The following is a 25,895-nucleotide window of genomic DNA, read 5'->3' on the forward strand; positions in this document are numbered from 1 at the left end:
CCATGTGAGCAGACAATCAGATCATGGATCGGGACTTTTTTGTCGTACTTGATCATATGTGTTAAAATGAGTTAAAAACTTGAGGTGCCGATATGCTTCCCTTGCAAAGAAAACAAGCACTTTTGGACTTTTTATCACAACGCGGCGCGGCGACAATGAAAGAGTTAAGCGAACATTTGGAAGTGTCGGAAATGACGATTAGGCGCGACCTCAATGCGCTGGAGCAAGAGAATCGCGTGCAGCGTTCACACGGAGGCGCTATTTATATTGGCGCTGTCTCTTCGGTCGAAGAGCCGGATACGGCCTCCAAGCAAGCGCGCAACCGCGACGTGAAAGATCGCTTGGCTGCCTATGCAGTTGAGCGATTCGTACAGGACGGGGACGTGGTGATCCTGGAGAATGGAACAACCGTTTCCCGTATGGCGGAGCTTCTCGGTGTCTACCCGGAGCTGACCCTTTTAACGAATGGCTTGGATACGCTGAGCCTTTTTCGGCCGCTGGTCACGGACAGACGATCAATGATTTGCTGCGGCGGCATGCTTCGCGAAGTATCGGGTACTTTCGTCGGCCCGCTCGCCGAACAATTTTTTGCGAGCTACCACGCCGATACTCTATTTATCTCCGCATTGGGCTACACGGCTGAAGATGGCTTCACCGATCCCAATCTGCTGGACACGCAGGTAAAGAAAGCAATGATCGGAGCGGCGACAAAGGTTGTCATGATTCTCGACTCTTCCAAGATTGGCAACCGTTACTTCACTACGGTGGCGAGCTTATCCGATATCGATGTTTTCGTTACCGATCAAGGAATCCGGGATGCGGATAAAGAGTGGATCCAAAACAGTGGGATCGAGCTGCATATTATACCTCTTCCCTGACAACAAACTCCTGTTCATATGTGTTAATTTATGATATTATATGTTCATATGAATGGGAGGAGCCGAGAGTGTATGCGTAAAGTATATAACAAAGAACCGTTTGTTCGGATACGAAATTGGGACAACGAGGCTTGGATCGGTTATGAAACTATTGGCGAGACGATTAAAGAAGCACTCGCGAAAAAAGGACAGCAGAAGGCGATCGTCGTCGTAGAATGTTATCCGGGCGTCAGACAGGAGGAGATTCTCGAAGGCTTGGCAGATTCACTCTTTCCGGCCATGGTGATTCGCTCGGAAGACGCGGCTTTGGAGCCTGCCCGGGTCGACCGTATCGTCGAACGCTATATGACGGACGATCGTGTATTCGGTTACATGGCGCCTTTCGTGATTGATGAATTTTATGATCCAGGCAAAATGGACGAGCTGCGACGACGCTTGGATGCCGTAAAGGCCGGGATTACGATTGTGATCGGGTTCGGTGCTTCATTAATCGTCAAGGGCGACATTCTCGTTTATGCGGACTTAGCCCGCTGGGAAATTCAACAGCGCTATCGGGCGAAGGAAGTCGGTAACTGGCGGATGAATCGAAGGGAAGACGACGTTTTGCGTCTTTATAAACGAGGCTTCTTCTTCGAATGGCGAATGGCGGATCGGCTGAAAAAATCGCTGTTCGACCGAATCGATTATTATTTGGATACGAACACCAGGGACGAGCCGAAGATGGTTACGCGGCAAGCGTTGTTCGCCGGATTCTCTCAAACGGCAAGCCAGCCGTTCCGGCTCGTTCCTTATTTTGATCCTGGCGTGTGGGGCGGAACGTGGCTGGAGGCGAATATCGACCTGCCCGAGCGGGAACATCCGTATGCCTGGGGCTTCGACGGGGTTCCGGAGGAGAATAGCCTGTATTTTCAATATGGAGAGGTCAGAGTAGAACTGCCCGCTATCAATCTCGTGTTTTTCGAATCCATCAAGCTTCTGGGTGAGAGAGTCTATTCGCGGTTCGGCGCGGAATTTCCGATCCGCTTCGACTTTCTGGACACAATCGGGGGACAGAACCTCAGCCTTCAAGTCCATCCGACGACCGAGTATATCCGCGATACGTTCGGCATGGCTTATACACAAGACGAAAGTTATTATATTCTCGATGCCGAACCGGGAGCGGAAGTGTATCTGGGGCTCAGGGACAACGTTGAGCCGGATGTCATGCTAGCGGATTTGCGCAAGGCGCAGGAGGGAGGATTCACGTTCCCCGCGGAGAAATACGTTAATGTGTATCCTGCGGTGAAGCACGACCACTTCCTTATTCCTGCCGGAACGGTGCACTGCTCGGCATCGGGCTGCATGGTGCTGGAAATTAGCGCGACACCTTACATTTTCACATTCAAGCTATGGGACTGGGATCGGCTAGGCCTCGACGGGAAGCCTCGTCCGGTTCACCTCGAGCATGGAAGCAAGGTCATTCAATGGAACCGGACAACCGAATGGACATCCTCGGAATGCGTGGGCCGCGTGGAAGCCGTTGCGGAAGGAGAAGGCTGGAAGGAGGAACGCACGGGACTGCATGAGCTTGAGTTCATCGAAACCCGACGTTACTGGTTTTCGGAGCCGGTATTGCACGAAGCAAACGGCAGCGTTCAGATGCTGAACCTGGTTGAAGGCGAAGAAGCGACTGTCGATAGTCCGACCGGATCATTCGAGCCGTTCGTCGTCCGATACGCGGAGACATTCATCGTTCCGGCTTCGGTGGACGCGTATTCCATACGGCCAACCGGTCCGAGTCAAGGCAAGACGATCGGTATCATTAAAGCATATGTAAGAGCTTAGGGGGCGCGGATGAAATGAATCGGGCTATCATACTTGCCTTCGATGTCGGAGGAACGCAAATCAAGGCCGCAGCAGTGATCGGCGGATCGATCATTGAAGAGACGATCTCGCAATATGAGTCACATGCCGATCGCAGCGCCGAACAGATTATCGCGCACTTCATGGAAATTGCCGTTGATATCGTCGGCAAGGCAGGGCGGGAACAACTGCCGATCGGAGGGCTTGGCATGGCTTTTCCCGGCCCTTTCGATTATGAGAACGGGATCAGCCTCATTCAGGGACTAAGCAAATTCGAATCACTGTACGGTCTTTCCGTTGGGAAACAATTGGAGGAAGCCATTCGATCAAATGAGAATTTGGGGGCTCGGCTCGACCCCTCGTTCGGAATCAGGTTCGAGAACGACGCCGCGTTATTCGGACTCGGCGAAGCCGGCTACGGAGAAGCTCGCGGTTCCGAAAGAACCGTATGTCTTACGATAGGTACAGGACTCGGTTCCTGTTTCTTGGAGAACGGACGCTTAGTGAAGCATCGCGACGGTGTTCCGGAACAGGGATGGCTGTACAACATTCCTTATGGAGACAAACTTGCGGATGATTATGTATCAAGAAGAGGTATCCTGCGGTTAGCCGAGGAGCTGGGGCTGGAGCTGGAGGGTCCTGACGTTCATGATTGCGCTATGTTAGCGAAGTCCGGAGATCAGACCTCTAAGCGGTTGTTCGAGGAGTTCGGCAGACGAATGGCTGCGATTCTGGCCCCGTCGCTCCGGGTTTTTGCGCCGGATACAATCGTGATCGGAGGTCAAATCTCCAAAAGCAGCAGCTTGTTTTTACCCGCTTTTTGCGAGGAATTGACTTGCATGGACTTCCAAACGAATATAAGGGTGAGTCGAAATACTCTCTTTAGCACGTTTAATGGAATATACGATTTCATGGATTTCTGTTAGTGCTTAAAGAGCCGAATGGAGGTAATGAGTAGAATGGAAAACCGCCAAGCACACTTGTCTGGACCGATTGTAAGCGATTACGATTTTTTTACCCGTTCAATCGATACGAACTTGCCGGTTCTGGAGGATGTAAAGAAAGCAGTCGAAAGCAAAGACTTCGGAACAGCGCGCCGATTATTTGCGGAGCATGTGCGGAGATCCTTGCGATCGGATCTTTACTTCCAAATCCCGCCTCATGAAATGCAAAACCAATTTTTTCTGCCGGGAGAGACGTTGGAAGAAATGGGCGAGCGTATCTTGGCTTTAAAGCTTGTCTCTTGCGGCACGCCTCATCAATTCTTCGGGAAGGTGGACTGGTCCGCCAATCCCACATTTAATCAATATATGGAATGGACCTGGCAGCTCAACCGCCATTGGGAATGGGAGGTACTGGCGAAGCGTTACCGGGAAACGGGAGCTGAAAAATATGCTGAGGGACTGGTGAATCTGTTTACCAGTTGGGTCCGGCAGGCCGTTGTACCGGAGAATGCGCCGGGAAATTCGACTTACGGGTGGCGGACGATCGAGTGCGGTATCCGTATGGGCAATGCCTGGCCTTATGCGCTTCACGCCTGTTACCGCTCTCCCCATTTCACCGACGATGTCTTGATCGATTGGTATAAATCCTTGTGGGAACATGCAATGCGGCTGCGGGGCCATCACCGGGAAGAAGGCAACTGGCTGATTATGGAGATGAACGGTCTATCCCACATTGGCGTGCTTTGTCCCGAATTCAGGGAAGCGGAAAATTGGAGAAATTATGCTCAGGAGAAACTGATCGGTGAATTGAACAGACAACTATACCCGGACGGGTTTCAAATTGAATTGAGCACGAATTATCACGAGGTCGTTTTAATTAATTATTTTCAAGTTATTCAGTTGTATCAGGCCTATGGGTACCCGATTGCTCCCGAAATTGTCAACGCACTCGAGAATGCCTGCTCCATTCATGTCAAGCTGATGATGCCGGACGGACGACTGCCGGATGTGAACGACGGCTGCTGGCTGAAAGTGTCCGCTTCTACTTCCATGTCCGAGGCGACAAGGCGGTATCCGCACCGGCAGGATTTTCTTTGGGCCTATACGGAAGGACAAGAAGGAAGACCGCCGGTTGAAACGTCTATTCCCTTGCCATACAGCGGGTACTATGTCATGCGAAACGGCTGGGATCGGCAAGCCGTATGGGCGATGTTCGACGCGGGTCCGTTCGGGAGGGGCCACCAGCACGAGGATAAACTGAATCTGCTGATTCATGCCTACGGAAAACTGTTGCTTACCGAAGGGGGGAATTACGCCTATGACGACTCCGAAATGCGGCGTTATGTGCTGTCCACTCGCTCTCACAACACGGTTCGCGTAGACGGATCGGATCAGAACCGGAGAATGGCTTACCGGTGGAGGGCGGAAGACCTCCATTTGCAGGCAGGCGCGAAATGGCATTCGTCCGAAGCTTTTGATTTTGTTCAAGGAACATATGACGAAGGCTACGGCGCTCTGGCGCAGATCAGGGTCACACACAGCCGAAGCGTGCTGTTCTTGAAAAACCATCCGCTCGTTTCTCCATGCTTTCTGGTGATCGACAGGCTGGCGCCGCAGGATGAACAATCGCACAACTATGAATTTTTATGGCATCTGCATAGTGAATCGGCATTTGTTCAAGGGCTGAATAGTTTTACCTTGAACCGTGAAGGTCCGAATCTGACCCTAATCACGAACAAGATGGAAAATTTGGCTGCCAAGATCGTAAAGGGGCAAACCGAATCGGAATGGCAAGGGTGGAAAACCGCCGAATCGTTCGTGCAAGGAGAATATGCGCCTGCTCCTGTCGTTGTCTATAATTTGACGGCCGCGGGACCGGTTCGCGTGGTTACCCTGTTGTTTCCGACAAACACAGGAGAAAAGTGCCCGGTAAAGGAAGTTGAAGCGTCGGGAGAAGTTCACGATCGACAAATCCGGCTGAACCTGCTAAACGGTCAATCGATTGTGATTGATGAAAACGAATATATAGGGACGAGGGAGCATCAATCCAATGATCTACTTGGGATAGGACTGTAGGTTGCGGGAATCATAATGGACAATGGGATCATGAAGTACCGCCGCAATTTGTATGGAAATATGAGAGGGGAACTGTTCATGAAAATACTTGATTTATTTTTCAATCGAAATAAATCAATGCTTCGAAAGATGATCATTGTCTCCCTTTTTATTTCGATTGTGCCGACATTGATCACTGGACTAGGCGGCTATCTCTATGCTTCATCCGTTGTAGAAACCGAAGTCAACAAGGCTAATTATCAGATCTTGAAAACTGCTTCCGATAATGTGGATAAAAAGCTGCAGACGATTCAGATCAATCTTCTGCAAATGATGAACACGCCTTATTTTCTCGTGGATTACAACGTGGATTTGAAAGCTGATCAGATCGATTTCTTTGGGAAAGTATACAAAACGCTCGGTGCTTTTCAAAATTCGAACCAGAATTTGCGCGAGTTGGCTCTCTATATTCGGGACGTTGCCTATATTTCTCCGACGAGCGGGACCATTCGGCCGGACGGCTTAAGCTTATCCGTTCGAGAAAAGTTCGATTATGAAATGAAACAGGATTACCGGCTGCGCTGGTTGAACGATACATTCCCGGTGACGCCTTATACCGACACAGGCAGAGGTGTTACGCTGATTAACAAGTTTCCCCTTGGCAGCAGCTCTCCGATTGGACTCGTCCTTGCGTCGGTAGATTCGAGTCAGTTTCGTGAGATCATTGGAGATTCGACCGTCTATAATGGGCAATTTATGTTCGTTGTGAGTGAAAATGGAAAATTAGTCGCAACAACATCGGACCAGCTTCAGCCAAGCAATTTCTATGAGAGCATTTTGCAAGCAGGTGAGGAGAAGTCCAAATATAATTTTAATTGGAAAGGCACCACCTATCTGGTTACAAGCATCACTTCGAACTATAGTCATTGGAAATATATCGATGTGATTCCAGTGAAAGAATTGAATGCCAAGTCGAGAGGCATCGCGTTCATGACGATGGGCATCGTCTTCTTTTTCATACTTGTTGGCGTCGGCTGTTCATTCTTTGGAAGTCGAAAGATTTACCGGCCGGTGGAACGATTGCTAGCTAGTATTAGAAGTGATTCCGGTATGGAGATCGATTCTGATGAGATAGGTTTCGTCCATCGGAATTGGTTGGAGCTGAGGCATACGGCATCCCAACTAAAGAATGAATTGTCGCATCAGCTGCCGATCATTCGCGAGTCATTCGTCCTGCAGCTGCTGCAGGGCCAATTTGCCCATTATACTGATAAGCAATTAGTCGAATTGCTGAAGCGTTATCAGCTTCCGGATCAAGCGGAGTTCGCTGTGCTTGCGGTTGTGTTTGATATGGACGCGAACCGGAAGGGGAAATTCCGTGATAGTGACAAAGAGCTCATGCTCTTCTCCATGAAAAATATCATCGACGAATTCATTCCGCTGAGTGGCTGGCAAGGCGTTACGGTCAACGTATTTAATGACAGTCTGGTGACTTGGTTATGGAGTGTGCCGGAAACGCCAGAAGCGGACAAGGAGGAGCCTGATTTCTTCGCTTTCGCTGAAAACATTCGGAATACACTATCGAATTATTTGCATCTCCCGGTGACTGTCGGGCTGAGTGAAGTCGGTTACGAGACGAAAGAAGTGCCGCGAATGTACCGCCAAGCGATGTTCGCTCTTGAGTCGCGCATCATTACGGGGAGAAATAAAGTGCTGCAGGACGAAGGCAGCCTAGTCAGCGAGAGCAGCTACCCCGTGGAACTGGAGCAGCATTACGAGAATTCGCTGAAGCTTGGCAATCAAGAGGAAGCTGAACGAATGTTGAACGACTTCATGGAGACAGTTAGAAGGCTGGCGAGATCTCCGGAAGGCGTGCTTCTTTACTACAATCAGCTTCTTGCCGCTACAATGAGAACGGCTTACAGCTTGAAAGTGGAGCCGAAGCAACTGTTCGAACAATACGATCCTTATACGCATATGCGCAAGTTGAAGAGCATTGAGGATATTAATTTATGGTTTGTGACTGCGCTGATTTCGCCCATTATTGCTGCCGCTCAGGGAAATCGGCACGGAGAGTATGAACGAATGGTAATGACTGCCGTAAGCTACATTCACGACAATTATCATCGGGATATCTCGCTCGAAGAATGCGCAGATTATTGTAATGTCAGTACATTCCAGCTTAGCAAATGGTTTAAGAAAATCATGCAGACCCCCTTCATTGATTATTTGACGGAATACCGTATTGAAAAAGCAAAGCATATATTAGCGGAAACCGATTTGTCGGTCAGCGAGATATCTCTTCTCGTTGGTTATCAGCGTCAAAACTTCATGCGCGTCTTCAAGAAGCAAGTCGGTACGACTCCCGGACAGTACAGGGAGTCAGTCAAGCAACTGCCTTCCTAATCTTAGAAGCAATTTCCTAGGTATGCTTGCGGGTAAAAACCCTTAAAGCATACCTTTTTGACTACAACCGATTGCTGACTAGAGTTGCATTTTTTGTTCTGGCGATTCCCGTTGCCGCAAGGATAGCGACAGAACCCGGGCAAAACCTTGGTCTCAGGGCTTGCTGTACAGCGCAACAATTGCGTCTTGTAGGCTACAAGGCATGAATCGTATATTGCAAATATGAAATCTGCACTTGCAGCTACGAGAGGTGACGAAGGATGACATTATGGTTAAGGGGCTGGGGCGCTGCCCTTAAACGAGACAAGTATTTGTATTTATTAATGACGCCAGGCTTACTCTTTTTTCTCATCTTTAAATACGGACCGATGTGGGGTTTGTCGTTAGCGTTCCAAAACTATTCTCCGTTCCTCGGGTTCTGGAAGAGTGAATGGGTGGGCTTCAAATATTTCAGCGATTTCCTGACGAATCCTGATTTTTTTAAACTGCTGCGGAATACGCTGGCGATTAGCTTCTTGAACATCCTATTCTTTTTCCCGGCGCCGATCGTCCTGGCCTTGATGCTTAATGAAGTGCGCCGAGTAAAATTTAAAAAATTTGTGCAGACGGCGATCTATCTGCCCCACTTTGTGTCATGGGTCGTCATTGCGGGTATTTGCTTCATTTTGCTGAGCAAGTCCTCAGGTGTCGTTAACGGACTTATTGTTGAAGCGGGCGGGTCCAAAATTGATTTTCTGACGAATGAGAATACGTTCTGGCTATTGCTGACGTCGCAAAGTATTTGGAAAGATGCCGGATATGGAACGATCATTTTCCTGGCTGCGCTGACCAGTATCAATCCCGAGCAATACGAAGCGGCTCAAATCGACGGGGCGAGCCGATGGAAGCAGCTGCTGTATATCACGCTGCCCGGGCTTAAGTCCACCATCGTCGTACTGCTCATCCTGCGATTAGGAACGGTCATGGATGTCGGCTTCGAGCAGGTCTATCTGATGAACAGTGCCCCTGTAGAAAGTGTTGGCGACATGTTCGATACGTATGCATACCGCGTAGGTGTTCAGCAGGGACGATTCAGTTTTGCGATCGCGGCAGGGATGTTTAAATCGATTGTCGGCTTCATTATGGTTGTCGCGGCCAACCGGTTAGCTAAGAAAATGGGTGAGGAAGGGGTGTATTAGGATGGATCGTTCTTCAAGATGGTTAGATGTCTTCATATACGTCGTTTTGTTTTTGTTTTCTTTGTGCACAGTACTCCCATTCATCTATATCACGATTGTGTCCTTCACAGATCCTCATGAATATATAACGACGCCGGTCATGCTGTTTCCGAAATCATGGAGCTTAGCCTCGTACCGTTACATCATGTCGTCGGGCCAATTTACAAGTTCTTTCTTCATTACGACGATGCTGACGATTGTCGGTACCGTTTGTGCGCTGCTGACGACGGCCGGATTGGCCTATGGATTGTCGCGCAAGAGATTGAAAGGCCGTAATTTCATCCTGACAGCGATTTTGTTCACGATGTTGTTCAACCCGGGCATCATACCTAACTATTTGCTAATTAAAAGCTTGGGGCTATTGAACAGTTTCTGGGCGCTAGTGCTTCCAGGGTTAGCGACTCCTTTCTACGTGCTGCTTATGAAAAGCTTCTTCCAAGACGTGCCCGCGGAGCTTGAAGAATCAGGAACAATAGACGGCTGCTCGGATATCGGCATCTTCTTCCGAATTATTCTCCCGATCTCACTGCCGGTTATTGCTGCATTCAGCTTGTTTTACGGTGTCGGGTATTGGAACACGTATTTCAATGGCGTACTGTACATCAATAAGGATACGCTGCGTCCGCTCCAAGTCGTCTTGCAGCAAATGCTGGCTGCAAGCTCTACTCCAGCCGATTTTTCCGAGGCTTCAGCGTCTGTCATCCCGGCGGATACGGTGAAGATGGCGGCAGTTGTCATTGCGGCAGTTCCGATAGTCATGGTGTACCCGTTCCTTCAAAAATATTTTTTGAAAGGCCTGACGCTTGGCTCTGTGAAGGGCTAAGGGAGAGGCATCTTGAGAGGGGGGATGCCGTGCTTTAGAATTGGTTATAAAGTTAACATTACTCGAAGTGGGGCAGCAACATCCAAAGAAAATAAAGGAGGCAACAACCTATGAAAAAGGTTTTGAAAATGACAGGGCTGTCGGCAACAGCGGCCCTAATGCTTATTGCGACGGCTTGCGGCAACGGCAATTCCGGCAAACAGGCCGATTCTCAGCAGCCGGGAGCCAAAAATGGGGCGGATTCAAAAGCGCCTACGGAAATTACAATTATCTCGCCTACTTACAATGATGCGCCTAAGAATGATTTGGAGGCCATTCAACAAGTCAACCAGAAGTTTAATGTTAAAATCAATGCTACTTATGTCCCTTCGAATAATTATGATGATAAAGTGAACGTCATGCTGGCGTCGAACGACTTGCCGGATGTGTCGGTAGTGTGGGACATTACGAAGTCAAATTGGGCGCAAGCGCTGGGGCAAGGCGCGTTCTGGGATTTAACGCCGTATATCAAGAACTATCCGAACTTATCCAAGATCGATCCTAACATCTATAGCGCACTTTCGTTTAACGGCAAAACGATGGGGGTGCCGCGCGTTAGACCGCAAGACGGCCATGAATCGCTCATTATTCGCAAGGACTGGCTGGATAAATTAGGCTTGCAGCCTCCGAAGACGATGGATGAGTTCTACAAAGTCATGGAGGCGTTTACGAAAAACGATCCGGACGGCAATGGCAAGCCTGATACGTACGGCTTTGCCTCGTATGCTACGACATCGCCTCAGACCTACTTATTCTCCATGTTCGGCTCGGCATCTTCACAAAACGGCGGGCTTCTGCAAGGCTGGCAGAAAGACAGCTCAGGACAATTAACTCCGGCGTTTGCTTCCCAGCAGATGAAGGATGCGCTCGCTTTCTGGAGCAAAGCGTTTAAGGAAGGCTTGGTTGTACCCGATTATGCGGTCATGAAAGCCCAGCAGCTGAAAGATATGTTCATTCAAGGCAAAATCGGGATGTATATCGGTAATATTGTCGACATTTATAATGCGCCAAATGTAATCAAAGAACTTCAAAAGGTGAATCCGAAAGCGGATGCCGTCGCCTATGAGCTTTCGGCAGCTCCGGATGGCAAGCGTTACTATGAAAAAAGTACAGGATCTTTCGGTCAGCTGATGATCAGCAAGAAAGTTCCGGAAGAGAAAATGAAGAAGATTTTGGAAGTCCTGGATTATGGCAACACACTCGAAGGTTGGAAGCTGATCAACAATGGCATTAAAGACAAAGATTATACGGATACTAACATTCCGACCATCGTGGTACAAACGGATGCCGGCAAGGCGAATCAGTACCCGAATCCCGGTCAATGGATTCCTGGCTACTTTAACAAATATTCAAGAGCTGAACATGGAGATATGTCGCCAGAGGTTATCAAGTATAACCACGATCTTGTCGATGCGATTGGCAAAAATTCTATTATGGATCCATCTGCCGGCATTAATACGCCTACGAATGCAGAGAAGGGCGCCGATTTCCTCAAGAAAATTAACGACAACGAAATCAATACGATTGTAGGCAAAAGCAGCTTGGCCGATTGGGATAAATTCGTTAAATCCATGCTAGACGATCCTTCATTCCAGAAGCTGCAGAAAGAAGTGAACGACGCTTACAAAGCTAAAGCCGGCGGTAAATAAGAAACGGATTTTAAACGGATAGGCGTATATAACTGGGCTATACGGCGGGTGATTCGACTTGAAGCAAGCGGATCACCCGTTCGTTATTTATAAGCCGATTAATATAGAGAGGATGTAAGCTGGATTTTTATCGACGGTGATCACGCGCGGCGATTGATTGGGTGGTAAGGTCAACGCTTTCTTGAAGAATTGTCTGGCTGCGGGAAAATCGCGATTTTCTGAAAGCATGAAATCAATCGTAGTTCCGTTTCCAATGTATTAGATCAAGTAGTCGCATTTATGATTGGTATCTACGGCTTCATGCAAAAATTGTGACAATAGTCCGCAATAGTAGAATTCTGCACATGAAAGAAGCCGTGCAACAATTGCGCCTTGTCGGCTACAGTTTATTGATCGTATATTGCGATTAGAAACTTTGCACAAGCAACAAGAGGTGGTGAAAGATGACGGTTTTCATGAAGTGACATTGGTATATTTTCCCTCGAAAGGGGTGATGCCCACTAGGAAAGAAACAAAATTAGACATTAGCTCCTGTAACGTTTCCATTCAGAGCAGATGGCAGCTCATAAGTGACAGCATCCGCAATTTTGAAAGCGTTTTAAATAGGCGAAGGAGGCTTTTTTATTATGTCTAACACAGGTAAATTTATACAAAAGAATTTAGGCAGAAAATTAAAGATCATGCTGGCGCTTTTGTTTCTCTTGGCACAGTTTTTCTCATTCGGCAATCTATTGTTTTTTGGCGAGACGAGAGCTTTGGCGGCAAGTGAGACCACCATTCAGTCAACCAAACTGAGCGTGACAGTGGATGACGTTTTTCCGAGAATTATTCAATACCAATGGTTGGGGGACGGGGCGTCTAACGGTGCCGTATTTTACGGAAATGAAGACACGCTGAGTCAGGTCAAAATCAACGGTACGACATACACACCGACTGTAACTAGTGTTACAACAGGGGATACGATAACCTATACACTGAACATTTCAAGTATAGGGGTAACCATGACGATGTATTTCAAGGTTACCGACAACGTAGTCGAATTCAAGGTAAGCGATATTACCGAAAGCGGCGCGACGAAAGTGATGACCTTTGAAATTCCGAACCAAAATCTGATATCCATCCGGGATAATCAGCCGAGCGCACAAGAAACAGGGGTTGATGTCAAGGGCTCCGTCAATTATGATGACAATTCCAAAGAAGAATACAACTTATTAGCAACCAAGGCAGTTGACGCAAACCCGGTGGCCAAATCTTATCTTATTTTGAATACCGATAAGCTTGCTGCAACGCTGTATAATAACAGCATTAATATTACGCCGGCTACAGGCAGCAAGATTCTGGGCGACAAGTATGAAACCAGATACTATTACCAGACGGTGAATAAGACCGGGTATAAGAGGCTGGGGGCATGGAACAACGCTTGGACATACAGGGAAGTGCCGACGGAAATTATGGAATTGCCATATGCCAAGATCGCCATTACGCCCGATGCAAACAATGACGGCACGGTAGACTGGCAGGATGGCGCCATTGCCTACAGGCAGATCATGAAAATCCCTTACGGTGCCGACATTATTAAAAAGAGCTTTGCCCATATCGCGTATACCCGTGCAAGCCTTGCCCAGTGGCCGTTCCTGAGAACACTGGATATGGTTAAGAAGATCAACCTGTATACCGACGGCTTCGGACAGTTCCTGGAATATAAGGGACATCAGGCTGAAGGCCATGATTCAAACCACCCTGACTACGGCATCAACATCAATAAGAGGGCAGGGGGGCTGAATGATCTCAACTTTTTTGTAAATGAGGCTGCAAAATACAATACAAGCGTCGGGGTACATATCAATGCTACCGAGGCTTATCCGGAAGCCCGCTACTACAGTGAAGATCTTCTCAGACAGCCGCATGTACCTGGTTGGAATTCGCTCGACCAGGCGTACTTGATCGACCAGTACAAGGATGCCACTAATTTTGGGAGCCACGGCTTGGCTGACAGACTCGCCGAACTTAGACAAAATGTTCCAGGCCTGAAGTGGGTTTATGTGGATGTATATTATTTTCAGGGTTACCCGGAGTGGAAGCTGGGAACAGAATTAAACAAAAACGGTTGGGCTGTGGGCACGGAGTTCCAGGGTGCGCTTGAAGATTATGCTGTATGGAACCACGTTCCCCAGATGAAGAGCCAAGTGGTAAGGTTTATTAAGAACGGCGTTGCAGATTCCTACGGCTTTAACTACATGCTTTTGAAATCAAGGCATGCAGGCTCTATGGGCTACGGGGACGACGGCAACGACGATCAAGGCAATAATACCGGACTGCTAAGCCAAATGAAAATATTCTATACCAACAATTTACTGATGAAGTACATGCAGAACTTTGATATTACGAAGTGGACAAGTAACAGGATCGATTTTACCAACAATGTATATGTAAAAGAAACGACGCCTGAGCCTAGTCCGGTAGTTGAGTTATATAAGGACAATAAAAAGATCGCCGCGTATCAGAACAATTATGATCCTTCAACCTATAACATAAGCAACGTAAGCGCCAAAGTGTTTATTCCTTGGGATCCCCAGAATGAGACCAAGATCTACCACTATAACACGGACGGAGGAAGCACGACCTGGGACCTTCCGAACAGTTGGTCCGGGATGGACAAGGTGAAGCTGTATCAATTATCCGATACGGGCAAAACATTTGTGAAGGACCTGGGTGTAACGAACGGCCAGGTAACGATCGACGCAATAGCTAATACCCCTTATGTCGTCTACAAAAGTGAGCAAACCAACCCTGTAATGAATTGGGGAGAAGGCGGATTGGTGAAGGACCCTGGTTTCGACAGTCACGACCTATCGCCCGCAACCTCAGCATGGACCACATCGTCTTCTGGCGGAACCACAAGCCATATTCAGATCGTGAACAGCGACGTTGGCGAGACCTTTCTGAAAGTAAGCGGAAACAACGGTGCGGATGCGACATTGAGCCAGACCATAACTGGGCTGACCCCGGGCAAGACCTATCAGCTTTCTGCGTGGATGGAGGTTAATGGAAGGACTGGAACGATCGGCGTCAAAAACTATGGCGGACCTGATGTTACTAACACCATGGACAAATCAGAACTTAATAACGAATATTATAACTCGTTAAGGTTCGAGCGCAATAAAATGCAGAGAATCAAGCTGGAATTTACCGTACCGGAAAATCATACAAGTGCAGACATTTACTTCAAGGCAAATGCAGGGACTTCAACATCTTATATGTATCTTGATGATGTGCGCGTTGTAGAAATGAATACCACGCCATTTGGAAGTCACTATTTCTTCGAAGACTTTGAGAGCAATGACGAAGGCATAGGACCTTTTGTACAGACCAAGATGGTAGGACGTATCCATAGGTCGGAAACGCATAGCGGTTATACGACAGATACGATCCACGGCAATTACTCATTGAAGATGAGGCAGACCACTTCAACTGAGACAGGTGAATATATGAGGACAGTACCCTATTACTTGAAGCTGCAGCCAAATACCATGTATAGGTTGAGCTTTAATTATTTGCTTGGTTCTCAAAACGCCGGCGCCTATTCTGTTGCCATTAAAGGTAACAACGGTGCGACTACTTTGTCCAATGTGCCGATTCCATCATCCGTCAGCGATACTGTCTATTCAACATATACAAAAACCTTTTTAACTGGAAACTATGACGATACCTACATTTCGTTTATAAAAAACGGGGGAGGAATGATCGACTTTGTCATTGATGACTTTGCGATTGATACTGTGCCCACACCTCCTCCTTTGGCTGTACCTACAGGGTTAAAAGCGACTGCTTTAAGCCCATCCCAGATTAGCGTGAGCTGGGATGAGACGGATTTAGCTGCCGGATATGACTTGGAGGTGGATGGTCAAGTCGTTTCACAAGCTACGTACCCTTACCTACATTCCGGGTTGGCTCTAAATTCTACTCATACCTACAGGGTAAGGGCCAAGAACGCTACAGAGACAACCGCTTGGAGCGCACCTGTGAGCGCTACGTCACTGAATGCGATTTCAATCGTTGCGGCAGCGGATGCCTTTGTACGTGACGGAGGGTCGGCGAATACTAACTACGGTGCTGATCCAACAACTACGGTCAAGTGGGATGCACCAGGCTACAGCCGTGAGGCCTTCTACAAATTTAATTTGGATCGTATACCAGTAAATATGTCCAGCGCAAAGATTAAGCTATATCCGACGACGGCTGGTGCTGTATCACCTGGGATTAATGTCGAGCAGGTTCAGAATAATTGGAGCGAGTCTACTATAACTTGGAACAACAAGCCTTCCGTAATAGGGGCTAAATTGAATGCAAGTCCTATTATGCCTGTGCTTATAACACTGCATTTGTCATTGATGTGACGAATATTGCCAAGAGTGCGATTGCCAGCCAAGATAAAAACATATCCATAAAATTAACGAATGCACTCCTGAGAGGAGGATCCGCAGATAGTCAGTTTGCGACTAAAGAGAATAGCATGTCGCAATACTGGCCGGTGATAGAGTATACCGCACCTGGAAGCATTAGAGGCACGGTTGTAGACAGCAATAATAAGCCGGTTTCCGGCGCGGCTGTGACCGCATCCGTTTCCAGTTCAGTATATCGTTCAGTCTATACGGCAATGGACGGAACATATTCCATAACGGATATACCGTCAGGCTCTGGCTATACTGTAACGGCAAGTAAAGAGGGATACGTGGACGCATCACGATCGAATGTTATTGTGCCGATGGGAGATGTAACTATCCTTGATATGACACTTACGTCACCGATCAGCCTACCGTCTAACAACGCAGATCTGAAAGGGCTGATCCTGTCGAGCGGACAGTTGAATCCGGCCTTTGCAGCGGGGACGACTTCATACACAGCGAATGTGGCCAGCGATGTGAGCAGCATTACAGTAACAGCATCGGTCTACGATAACAATGCGACATTGACAGTAGGCGGCCAGCAGGTTGCGAGCGGACAAACAAGCGGACCGATTAACCTGAATGTAGGAAGTAATACGATCAACATTGTAGTGACGGCGCAGGATTTGACGACGAAAACATATACGCTGACCGTGATCCGCGCGTCTGCCCCGCCGGCAACACCAGTGCTGAACAATATCGTACCCGGTAACGGTAAGCTAACCTTGAATTGGACGCAGGCTTCGGGAGCGACCGGCTATAAAGTCAAGTATGGAACTGCTCTCGGCGTGTATACGTCATCGATCGATGTTGGAAATGTTACCGGCAAAACCATTGAGGGACTTCAGAATGAAGTAACCTATTTCTTCGCCGTCAGCGCTTATAACTCAGGTGGAGAAAGCGGTAATTCCGATGAAAGGATTGGAACGCCTGATGGCGTACCTCCGACAACCGAAGCCGTTTTGGATGGAGTGAAAGGCTCTAGCGGTTGGTTTACTTCCGATGTTACTGTTACGCTAAAAGCTCAAGACGGGAATTCCGGTCTAGCGTCTACCGAATATTCATTGACCGTGTTACAAAATGTTTACGGCCAGCAATCGACTAATGGATTCGTGCCTTATACTGCTCCGTTCGTACTTAACGAAGGTATTTATCAGCTGCAATATCGATCGACGGACCGCGCTGGAAATGTTGAAGCTCCTAAAACGATTACGGTCAATATCGATCGGACAGCACCAACAACGGTGCTCACTGCAAATGGCAGCCCGTTAGTGAATGGGGCAACATTCCAAGACAGCCAATTGCTAACGCTAGTTATCCAATCTGAGGATCCATTGTCCGGTGTAGCCTCACAATTGATTACTATCGATGGGGCGGCGACTGGGGCGACGCAGAATATTGTGAATTGGGAAGGTCAACTAGGAAACCATGTTGTTCAAGCTGTTGTAACGGATCGGGCTGGAAATGTGAATACAACTAAAATTACCGTGAATGTCATAACTAGCGTAAGTGCTATGCAGCAGCTTATTGCAAAATTTATCGCATCAGGTGAAATAAACGGACCGCTCGGGACCCAAATCACAAACAAATTTACTCAGTCTCTAGACCAATTAAGCAAGGGGCATCATGATCAGGCAATTAAGCATATGCAAGATGTTCTGAAGCAAATCGAGCAAGCGAAGCAGGGTGAAATTTCAGACCATGCGAAGCAAGTCTTGACAACAGATGCCAATGCCATAATTGAAGCCTGGTCCAAATAATGCTGTTACGAACGTGGTCAGGAGCCATTGCTCCTGATCGTATTTGTATGTTCAAGTCAATATAAAAAATCGCCGCAAAAATTACCTCTATCACCAATGGGGCCATTTCCGTTTGGTCCACTTTAAACAAAGAAACGAATCGAACAAATTTGTGGAGTGACTTGTCTAAATGGTCTACTAAATCATCCGACATTACGAATAGCTATTCCCGTCTAAAGAGTATGGCCATTGCTTTTAATACAAAGGGTTCCTCGCTTTATGGCAACAAGTCTTTAGCAGCTGACATTATGAATGCTCTCGATTGGATGTATCAGAATGTATATAACGATAGCGTTACCAAGGAGTATGACAACTGGTGGGATTGGGAAATCGGATCGCCGCAAGCGTTAAACGATATAGCCGTTTTAATGTACAATCAATTGACAGCAGCTCAAGTTACCAATTACATCAAAGCTGTTGATCGTTTTGTTCCCGATCCCACCCATAAGACCAGCAACGGCATAGTTGAAACGGGAGCTAACCGGGCGGATAAAGCTCTTGTAGTTATGATCCGCGGCATACTTGATAAATCAGGAACGAAGCTCGCACAGGGAAGAGATGCGCTCAGCCAAATATTTCTTTATGTCACAAGCGGCGATGGATTTTATGCCGACGGGTCATTCATTCAGCACTCGAATGTACCGTATACACTCAGCTATGGGAATGTTTTGCTCCTTGATATGGCAAGAATTTTAGAACTTTTGAAAGGCTCCTCTTGGGATGTCACAGATCCTAATGTGCAGAACGTCTATAACTGGGTGACCGATTCCTATCAGCCGCTCATTTATAAAGGCGCGGCAATGGATATGGTTGGTGGACGCAAAATTTCCAGGCAGAAAGAATCGGATCATGACACAGGAAGGACAATTATTGCTACTATTGCGCGTCTAGCGCAATTTGCGACTTCCGCTCAGGCAGCTACTTTCAAAAGCATGGTGAAAGCGTGGGTGCAACAGGACACTACCTTGCCAATTATTACGCGGGCAACGATTAACGATATGATGAGAATTAAATCGATCATGAACGACAATACGATTGCACCAAGCGGTGAATTGGTCAAAAATCAAGTGTTCCCGAATATGGATCGGGCCGTTCATCTGCGTCCGGGCTTCGGTTTCGGTCTCAGCATGTTCTCGAACCGCATAACGGCTTTTGAATCCGGCAACGGCGAGAATCTTCAAGGCTGGTGGACCGGCCTTGGCATGACGTACCTGTATAACAATGATTTGGCCCAGTATGACAACAATTTCTGGCCGACTGTCAATATGTATCGCTTACCGGGAACAACAACGGATGGAACGGGAAGCGGGACTCCGAAAGCTTGGAACTTATATGCAAACCCTAACCATTGGGTAGGCGGATCATCCTTGAACGGTCAGTATGGGACGGCGGGAATGGATTTTTCTCTCTCAGGAGTTACGGGAAGCCCGCTTCAAGGGAAAAAATCCTGGTTCATGTTCGGAGATAAAATCGTCGCTTTGGGCGCCGGCATCACGAGCACGGACAACCGTAATGTAGAGACGATCGTAGAGAACCGCAAGTTGAACGACAAGGGCGACAACACTTTGACGGTGAACGGGGCAACCAAGCCGAATGAACTCGGATGGTCTGACAAGATGACCGGCGTACAGTGGGCTCATTTGGCGGGCAATGTACCGGGATCCGACATCGGCTATTATTTCCCTGAAACTGCTAATGTCTACGCTCTGCGCGAGTCGAGAACCGGCGCTTGGAAAGATGTTAATAACGGAGGAAGCGCGGCCCAGGTGACGAACCATTATTTGAGCTTGGCATTTGAGCACGGGAAGAACCCAACAGACGCCTCTTACTCCTATGTTCTGCTGCCGAATAAAGACGCGGCTGCAACGGCCAGCTATGCAAGCCATCCCGATATCTCGATTCTTGAAAATGGGGTGGAAGCGCAGGCTGTTCAAGACAGCAGTCTTAACGCTGTAGGAGTGAACTTTTGGAAAGATATGACCAAGACGGTTAGCGTAAATGGGTCGAACTTAATGACAAGCGATAAGAAGGCATCCGTCACCATGATGGAAACGCCGAATGAAATTGACGTAGCGGTTTCCGATCCTACGCAGAGCAATTCGGGGGACATCCATCTCGAGATCAATAAGAGCGCAACGGGAACGCTTTCGCTCGATCCGGGAATTACCGTGACCCAGCTAAGTCCGACGATTAAGCTGACCGTTCATGTGAAAGGTTCGCTTGGAAAAACGTATACTGTCAAATTGAACTTACCGCGGCCCCAAACGATGATCTGGACATTGAAGGAGCAATAATATCCTGCTGATAAAGCAGGAAGACATGAACCCCCGCGCTTTCACGCGGGGGTTTGGTCGTAAGCCGTTAAGTTAAGTTCATTATACAGCTTATTGGTGAACTACGTTGACGGAATAAAGCTCAACAATAGTATAAGGCGTGGTGGTCACTGTACCTGATGTCGCCGTTTGATCGTAATTGCCGCACTTGAAGTAGAATTTGTCTCCCGAGAGGTTGGGGCTATGAGAATATACCGACTGACCATTGATGTAAACCGTCAGTACGCCGCCTGAAAGCGACAGCTCATAATTGAACGTCGTATTCAGGGCAGCCGCGTTACTAAAATAGGTGTAGGTACCGCTTCCTGATGCTTCTTCATATAATACTTGGAAATTGCCGCCGTTTTTGTTGGCGTTTGCTGTATACTCCAATTCGCACAACGGAAAGCCGCCGGTACTATCGAAAACTTGTGCGATCGTCGTTTTACCGCTCGTTCCGCCACCCTGTAATGTCACGGCAGCTGAATTCGTCATTGTATTCGTTCCGGTCATACGATAAAAAGCTTTCTATCGTCGTGAGCTCGCCAACGTATCAAGGAGCGGCTGGAGATGTAAGTTATGCCTCGAAGGAAACTGGAACGGTCTCGTACCGGCCTGTTTTGGTGATCAACTGACATCATAGAAATCCAGGGATTTTGTTGTGCTCGCGAGAGCAACAATGTCCGCTGCGAGGATTAGCAAGATAATTATATTTATTCGCAACTGCATCCATTTGAGTTCAAACAGGCATGTGATAACATTTAGTAAAAAACATAATAGACAGGCATAAGGAATTACCAATAATGATTAGGGGGTTCTTCGCATGAGAAGAAAAGCATGGACACGGGCTGGAATCATCGGGATGTCGCTAGTGGCACTAACGGCGTGCAGCAAGGACGTCCATAACAATGAGGCTCTACCCAATGTCGTCGATCAGAAGGCGGACCTGGTTGTGTTTGATGTGGGGGCCGCAGGCGACGACATCTTTAATGCCGCTTGGGGCGATGAAATTCGCAAGAAGTTCCCTAATTACACAATTAAATACATTAAACGTGATACGAAAGAAAACAGTTTGACGAATATACTTACCGCGGGAGGGCAAATCGACATTATTCTTTCCAGTATTGGTTTATTTCCAAGTTACGTGATCCAGCCTGTCGATATCCAGATGGATATGACGGATTTGGTCCAAAAGCATAATTTGGACCTAAGCAAGTTCGAGCCGGAGAGCATCAACCCTATTAAGTCGCTTGGCGGCTTGTATGGGATTCCTTACAACTACTCACAGCTGGCACTTTTCTATAACAAGGATATATTCGATAAATTCGGCGTATCTTACCTTAAGGACGGTTCGACCTGGGATGACATATTGAATAAGGCCAAGCAATTGAGCCGGGAAGAAAACGGACAATCCTACGTCGGATTCAGCTACTCCTCTTTTCACTTCAACCGGTTGTTGTCCTTATCCCTTCCATTCATTAACGAAAATAATAAGTTTGCGATGAACACCGATGATTGGAAGCGGTTTTATGAAAAAGAGATTATCTCTCCTTTAAAAGGACTCTCGGAAGCAGATATAAAGAATACGCTTACCGGGGATCAGACTGGATTATTTATTAATAAACGAAATATCGCGATGTACGTTTTCCTGGACGGAATGAGAGATAGTCTGGCCAAGTCTGATGTAAACTGGGACATGGTCTCCCTTCCGGTATTTCCGGAAAAGCCGGGCATCGGATCCCAATTGTATCCGGGTTATGCCGCCATCGCCAAAACAAGCAAGTACCCGGATCAGGCAATGGAGGTCATCAAATTTATGACTTCCGATGAGCAGCAAATCCGGATGGCCCAAAAAGGGAGTGTTTCGGTTCTGACCTCTAAGGCGGTGAAGGACGCTTTCCTGCAAGATACACCGTATAAAGATAAAAATGTTAAGAATGCGTTGTTCTTCAATAAACCGGCTCCGAGTCCTAAGCTTTCATTGTACGATCAACAAGCGCTCGATGCGATAACCAAGCGTATACCGGATATGATCAGCGGCAAAATAGACACGAATACAGCCTTTAGAGATGCGGAAGAAGAGGCGAACAAGAAGATCGAGAGCCTAAAAAAATAGAGTACGAACTATTCTGTGATATAAAGAAATCATCTGCAATCATTGCGGATGTTAACAGGAAGGAATGGAGAACAGCATGAGATTGCATAAATATCAAGAATTCAGCGAGTGGGAAAATCCGCAGATTACAGGGATCCATAAGGAGCCGGCACATGCCGATATGCTTATTTATGCGAACGAAGAAACGGCACGATTGAAGCAATCACCGTATAAATACGAACTGAATGGGGATTGGAAGTTCTTCTATTGCGATCAGATCGATGACTTTCCGGGTGCGTTCTATCGGGCGGATTACGACGATAGCCGTTGGGGAACGATCAAGATCCCGGGCCATTGGCAGCTGCAGGGTTGGGGAACGCCGATTTATTCCAATATTCGCTATCCCTTTCAGCCGGTTAAGGAGCTGCTGCACCCGCCGTTTATTCCGCACGAACGAAATTCGGTCGGCTGCTATCGAATGACATTCGAGGTGCCTGAAGGATGGGATGGCAGGCAGGTATTTATCCATTTCGCCGGAGTCGAGAGTGCATTTTATATTTGGCTGAACGGAGAGCGCGTTGGGTATAGTCAGAACAGCATGTGTCCCGCAGAATTCAACTTGACCGCCTATTTGCGTGAAGGCATCAATGTGTTAGTCGTACAGGTGTACCGGTGGTCTGCAGGCTCATACCTGGAGGACCAAGATATGTGGCGGCTGAGCGGAATCTTTCGCGAAGTGTTTTTGTTCTCCACCCCTTCGGTGCACTTGTTCGATTTCTTCGTCCGTTCCGAGCTGGATGACTGCTGCGAGGATGCTGAGCTTCAAGTGACAGCCAAGGTAATCAATTACTCTGGGCAAGCCGTACCTCCTCATACGGTGGAGGTCAAGCTTTTTGACGGAGGTGGGAGTGCACTGTCAGGAAGCGAGCCTCTGATGTCGGGAATGACCTGCGATCCGGCCAATAAACCAGGCATGATCTTGGCAGGAACGATGAGAACGGTTGAATTTCGGATAAAAGTAACCAACCCTTTGAAATGGACGGCGGAAACGCCGAATCTTTACACGGCCATACTGCTTCTGAAAGATCCTGAGGGCGGGGTCATTGAGGCGGTTACTTGCCGTACCGGATTTAGAAAGGTAGCCGTGAAGCAAGGCCGATTGCTCGTGAACGGGAAGCCGGTACTCTTGAAAGGCATGAACAGGCAGGAGTTCGATCCGGATACGGGACGTACCGTTTCATATGAGCGGATGGTTCAGGACATCCGATTGATGAAGCAGTTTAATATCAACGCCGTGAGGACCGCGCACTATCCGCACGATACGAGATGGTACGATCTATGCGATGAATACGGTCTCTATGTCATGGATGAAGCCAACGTCGAATCCCACGGCATCTCTTACCGGGATAACGTGCTTCCGGGGAACGATCCGAGGTGGATGATGATGGCGCTTGACCGTATAGCCAGTATGGTTCAGCGTGATAAGAATCATCCTTCCGTCATCATCTGGTCGCTGGGCAACGAGCTGGGGGAAGGAGAGAATGTGGCTCTGATGGCCGCTTACAGCCGAACAACAGATCCTACCCGCCTTATTCATAAAAGACAAATGAACAGTGTAGCCGATATGGACAGCGAGACGTACCCCCCGGTGGAATGGATGATTGAACGGGGGCAGCGGAACACGGACCGGCCCTTTGTCACCAACGAATATGCACACGCGATGGGGAATGCCATGGGGAATCTCAAGGAGTATTGGGATGCGATCGAACAGTACCCTTGTCTGATCGGGGGATTTATTTGGGAATGGTGTGATCACGGGATACGCCGGATCGATCCTCAAGGCAAACCTTGGTTTGCCTATGGCGGGGATTTCGGCGACATACCGAACGACGGGAACTTTTGCATTGACGGCGTGGTGACGCCGGATCGCGACGTGACCCCGAAGCTGATGGAGGTCAAGAAGGTATACCAATACGTCTCATTCGAGCCTAAGGACATCGAGAACGGCTGGATCACGGTTGTAAACAAATACAGTCACATCAACCTGAAGCAGTTCGGCTTTCACTGGTATCTTGAGGAAGATGGAGTTGTCATACAGGACGGTCTTCTACCTTCCGTGGATGCAGCTCCCGGCCAAAGCGTGTCCGTTCATATACCGTTCTGTCGTCCGAAGCTGGAGCCCGGAGCGGAATATGTTTTGCGGCTTTCCGTCTGCTTGGCTGAAGGCAATCGTTGGGCGGAAGCCGGGCACGAATTGGCATGGGGGCAGCTCCGGGTTCCTTATGAAGTTCCGCGGGCACCGTTATTTCCTCTATCCGGGCAAGAGCCGCTTCGCATGTCGGAAACGGATGACCGGATAGATATCCGAGGCCGTGAATTTCAGCTTGCCATTAACAAAGTATCCGGCTGTATTGAAGAGCTAAGCTACAAGAACCGGCCCGTCATGCCGCAGGATGGGGGCATTCCATTCGGTCCCTCTCTTCAGGTCTTCCGGGCCCCGACGGATAACGATCTTCGCAGCTCCTATTTTATTGGCGACAACGGCTGGCTTCAGGCGGGCCTCGATCAAATGAGCGGACGCGTCATAAGCATAACGGCTGAGACAACGCCATCCGGCGAAATAAGCATAAAGATAGAGAAGCAATGGAACGGTAAAAAAGGAACAGGCTTCGTTCATCTTTGCCGCTATACCGTGCTTGCGAACGGATGCATTTATTTTGAACATCATATTCGGCCCTTCGGCGACCTTCCGGTGCTGCCAAGAATCGGCGTACAGATGAGGGTAAGCGGTGAATTGGAGAATTTGATATGGTACGGGAGAGGTCCGCATGAAAGCTACTCCGATCGCAAGGCGGGGGCGCGGATCGGCAGATACGTATCGACCGTTACCGATCAGTTCGTGCCTTACATTAAACCGCAGGAAAATGGGAACAAAGAGGAGCTGCGCTGGCTGGCTCTTGTCAACGAGTCGAACGAGGGGATTTTATTGGTTGCGGACGAACCTGTAGCCGCTTCTGTGCTCCACTATACCGCTCACGATCTGGCTGAAGCAAACAATGTCAAAGATATAACCCCTCGAAAAGAAGCGGTCGTCTCGATCGATTATAAACAAACGGGACTCGGCAACCGAAGCTGCGGTCCGGAAGTAATGGAGAAATATAAGCTATATCCGCAAATTGTCAAGTTTCGGTTCCGGATTCAGCCTTATTCTCCGGAGATGGGCGATATCGGAAAATCGGCCAGAATTGATTATTTTCCGAAACCAGAGGCTGAAATGAATGGGTACTTGAAAGGCTCAGGGGAGCCTTCGGCACAACGTGTTCTTTACAGGGATCCCAGCGACCCGGATGTACAGGCGGAGGTCGGATACCGTTTTTGATAGATCAAATAA

The 25,895-nt window shown here is 48.2% G+C and carries 14 protein-coding genes and 1 pseudogene; 13 read left to right on the forward strand and 2 right to left on the reverse strand.

Going from position 1 to position 25,895, the window contains the following annotated elements:
• The first annotated feature begins 92 nt into the window (after nucleotides 1–92).
• From O9H85_RS00505 to O9H85_RS00540, 8 genes are all read left to right on the forward strand, one after another.
• Complete coding sequence (locus tag O9H85_RS00505) at nucleotides 93–878, forward strand: DeoR/GlpR family DNA-binding transcription regulator (RefSeq protein WP_269879317.1); 786 nt, start codon at nucleotides 93–95, stop codon at nucleotides 876–878.
• A gap of 72 nt (nucleotides 879–950) precedes the next feature.
• Nucleotides 951–2,702: a class I mannose-6-phosphate isomerase gene (locus O9H85_RS00510; protein WP_269879318.1), complete on the forward strand. Its 1,752-nt coding sequence runs from the start codon at nucleotides 951–953 to the stop codon at nucleotides 2,700–2,702.
• Nucleotides 2,703–2,716: 14 nt separating this feature from the next.
• Complete coding sequence (locus O9H85_RS00515; protein WP_269879319.1) at nucleotides 2,717–3,646, forward strand: ROK family protein; 930 nt, start codon at nucleotides 2,717–2,719, stop codon at nucleotides 3,644–3,646.
• 33 nt (nucleotides 3,647–3,679) lie between these two features.
• Nucleotides 3,680–5,740: an alginate lyase family protein gene (locus tag O9H85_RS00520; protein WP_269879320.1), complete on the forward strand. Its 2,061-nt coding sequence runs from the start codon at nucleotides 3,680–3,682 to the stop codon at nucleotides 5,738–5,740.
• A 78-nt stretch (nucleotides 5,741–5,818) separates the two neighbouring features.
• Entirely contained in the window at nucleotides 5,819–8,125 is a 2,307-nt protein-coding gene (locus O9H85_RS00525; RefSeq protein WP_269879321.1) for a helix-turn-helix domain-containing protein, read from the forward strand.
• Between the two features lie 260 nt (nucleotides 8,126–8,385).
• Entirely contained in the window at nucleotides 8,386–9,303 is a 918-nt protein-coding gene (locus O9H85_RS00530; protein ID WP_269879322.1) for an ABC transporter permease, read from the forward strand.
• Nucleotide 9,304: 1 nt separating this feature from the next.
• Nucleotides 9,305–10,165 carry a carbohydrate ABC transporter permease gene (locus O9H85_RS00535; RefSeq protein ID WP_269879323.1) on the forward strand — a complete coding sequence of 287 codons (861 nt, stop codon included), beginning with the start codon at nucleotides 9,305–9,307 and terminating at the stop codon, nucleotides 10,163–10,165.
• Between the two features lie 110 nt (nucleotides 10,166–10,275).
• A complete protein-coding gene (locus O9H85_RS00540; RefSeq protein WP_269879324.1) occupies nucleotides 10,276–11,853 on the forward strand; it encodes an extracellular solute-binding protein in 1,578 nt (525 codons plus the stop codon).
• 102 nt (nucleotides 11,854–11,955) lie between these two features.
• Here O9H85_RS00540 and O9H85_RS00545 read toward each other — a convergent pair.
• Nucleotides 11,956–12,099, reverse strand: a pseudogene (locus tag O9H85_RS00545) (DDE-type integrase/transposase/recombinase); the annotation flags it as partial.
• 380 nt (nucleotides 12,100–12,479) lie between these two features.
• On the opposite strand from O9H85_RS00545, the gene O9H85_RS00550 reads away from it, so the two are divergent.
• The 3 genes from O9H85_RS00550 (at nucleotide 12,480) to O9H85_RS00560 (ending at nucleotide 20,391) form a co-directional block, all read left to right on the forward strand.
• Nucleotides 12,480–16,250, forward strand: a complete 3,771-nt coding sequence (locus tag O9H85_RS00550; RefSeq protein WP_269879325.1) for an endo-alpha-N-acetylgalactosaminidase family protein — start codon at nucleotides 12,480–12,482, stop codon at nucleotides 16,248–16,250.
• Nucleotides 16,251–16,366: 116 nt separating this feature from the next.
• Nucleotides 16,367–18,058: an FIMAH domain-containing protein gene (locus O9H85_RS00555; protein WP_269879326.1), complete on the forward strand. Its 1,692-nt coding sequence runs from the start codon at nucleotides 16,367–16,369 to the stop codon at nucleotides 18,056–18,058.
• Between the two features lie 89 nt (nucleotides 18,059–18,147).
• On the forward strand, nucleotides 18,148–20,391 hold the full coding sequence (locus O9H85_RS00560; RefSeq protein WP_269879796.1) for a polysaccharide lyase 8 family protein: 2,244 nt from the start codon (nucleotides 18,148–18,150) through the stop codon (nucleotides 20,389–20,391).
• Nucleotides 20,392–20,481: 90 nt separating this feature from the next.
• Here the strand turns inward: O9H85_RS00560 and O9H85_RS00565 are convergent, their stop codons facing one another.
• On the reverse strand, nucleotides 20,482–20,904 hold the full coding sequence (locus O9H85_RS00565) for a polysaccharide lyase family 7 protein (RefSeq protein ID WP_269879327.1): 423 nt from the start codon (nucleotides 20,902–20,904) through the stop codon (nucleotides 20,482–20,484).
• A gap of 328 nt (nucleotides 20,905–21,232) precedes the next feature.
• On the opposite strand from O9H85_RS00565, the gene O9H85_RS00570 reads away from it, so the two are divergent.
• Together O9H85_RS00570 and O9H85_RS00575 are read left to right on the forward strand one after the other, a co-directional pair.
• Complete coding sequence (locus O9H85_RS00570; RefSeq protein WP_269879328.1) at nucleotides 21,233–22,525, forward strand: ABC transporter substrate-binding protein; 1,293 nt, start codon at nucleotides 21,233–21,235, stop codon at nucleotides 22,523–22,525.
• 76 nt (nucleotides 22,526–22,601) lie between these two features.
• Complete coding sequence (locus tag O9H85_RS00575; RefSeq protein ID WP_269879329.1) at nucleotides 22,602–25,883, forward strand: glycoside hydrolase family 2 TIM barrel-domain containing protein; 3,282 nt, start codon at nucleotides 22,602–22,604, stop codon at nucleotides 25,881–25,883.
• Nucleotides 25,884–25,895 lie beyond the last annotated feature (12 nt).

Origin of the sequence: Paenibacillus gyeongsangnamensis (assembly GCF_027533625.1) — a bacterium.
Lineage (GTDB): Bacteria > Bacillota > Bacilli > Paenibacillales > NBRC-103111 > Paenibacillus_G > Paenibacillus_G gyeongsangnamensis.

Bases quoted from the DNA above. Each gene is read 5' to 3' on its own strand.
- O9H85_RS00505 (WP_269879317.1), top strand. From the start codon at position 93: ATGCTTCCCTTGCAAAGAAAACAAGCACTTTTGGACTTTTTATCACAA.
- O9H85_RS00510 (WP_269879318.1), top strand. From the start codon at position 951: ATGCGTAAAGTATATAACAAAGAACCGTTTGTTCGGATACGAAATTGG.
- O9H85_RS00515 (WP_269879319.1), top strand. From the start codon at position 2,717: ATGAATCGGGCTATCATACTTGCCTTCGATGTCGGAGGAACGCAAATC.
- O9H85_RS00520 (WP_269879320.1), top strand. From the start codon at position 3,680: ATGGAAAACCGCCAAGCACACTTGTCTGGACCGATTGTAAGCGATTAC.
- O9H85_RS00525 (WP_269879321.1), top strand. From the start codon at position 5,819: ATGAAAATACTTGATTTATTTTTCAATCGAAATAAATCAATGCTTCGA.
- O9H85_RS00530 (WP_269879322.1), top strand. From the start codon at position 8,386: ATGACATTATGGTTAAGGGGCTGGGGCGCTGCCCTTAAACGAGACAAG.
- O9H85_RS00535 (WP_269879323.1), top strand. From the start codon at position 9,305: ATGGATCGTTCTTCAAGATGGTTAGATGTCTTCATATACGTCGTTTTG.
- O9H85_RS00540 (WP_269879324.1), top strand. From the start codon at position 10,276: ATGAAAAAGGTTTTGAAAATGACAGGGCTGTCGGCAACAGCGGCCCTA.
- O9H85_RS00550 (WP_269879325.1), top strand. From the start codon at position 12,480: ATGTCTAACACAGGTAAATTTATACAAAAGAATTTAGGCAGAAAATTA.
- O9H85_RS00555 (WP_269879326.1), top strand. From the start codon at position 16,367: ATGTCGCAATACTGGCCGGTGATAGAGTATACCGCACCTGGAAGCATT.
- O9H85_RS00565 (WP_269879327.1), bottom strand. From the start codon at position 20,904: ATGACGAATTCAGCTGCCGTGACATTACAGGGTGGCGGAACGAGCGGT.
- O9H85_RS00570 (WP_269879328.1), top strand. From the start codon at position 21,233: ATGAGAAGAAAAGCATGGACACGGGCTGGAATCATCGGGATGTCGCTA.
- O9H85_RS00575 (WP_269879329.1), top strand. From the start codon at position 22,602: ATGAGATTGCATAAATATCAAGAATTCAGCGAGTGGGAAAATCCGCAG.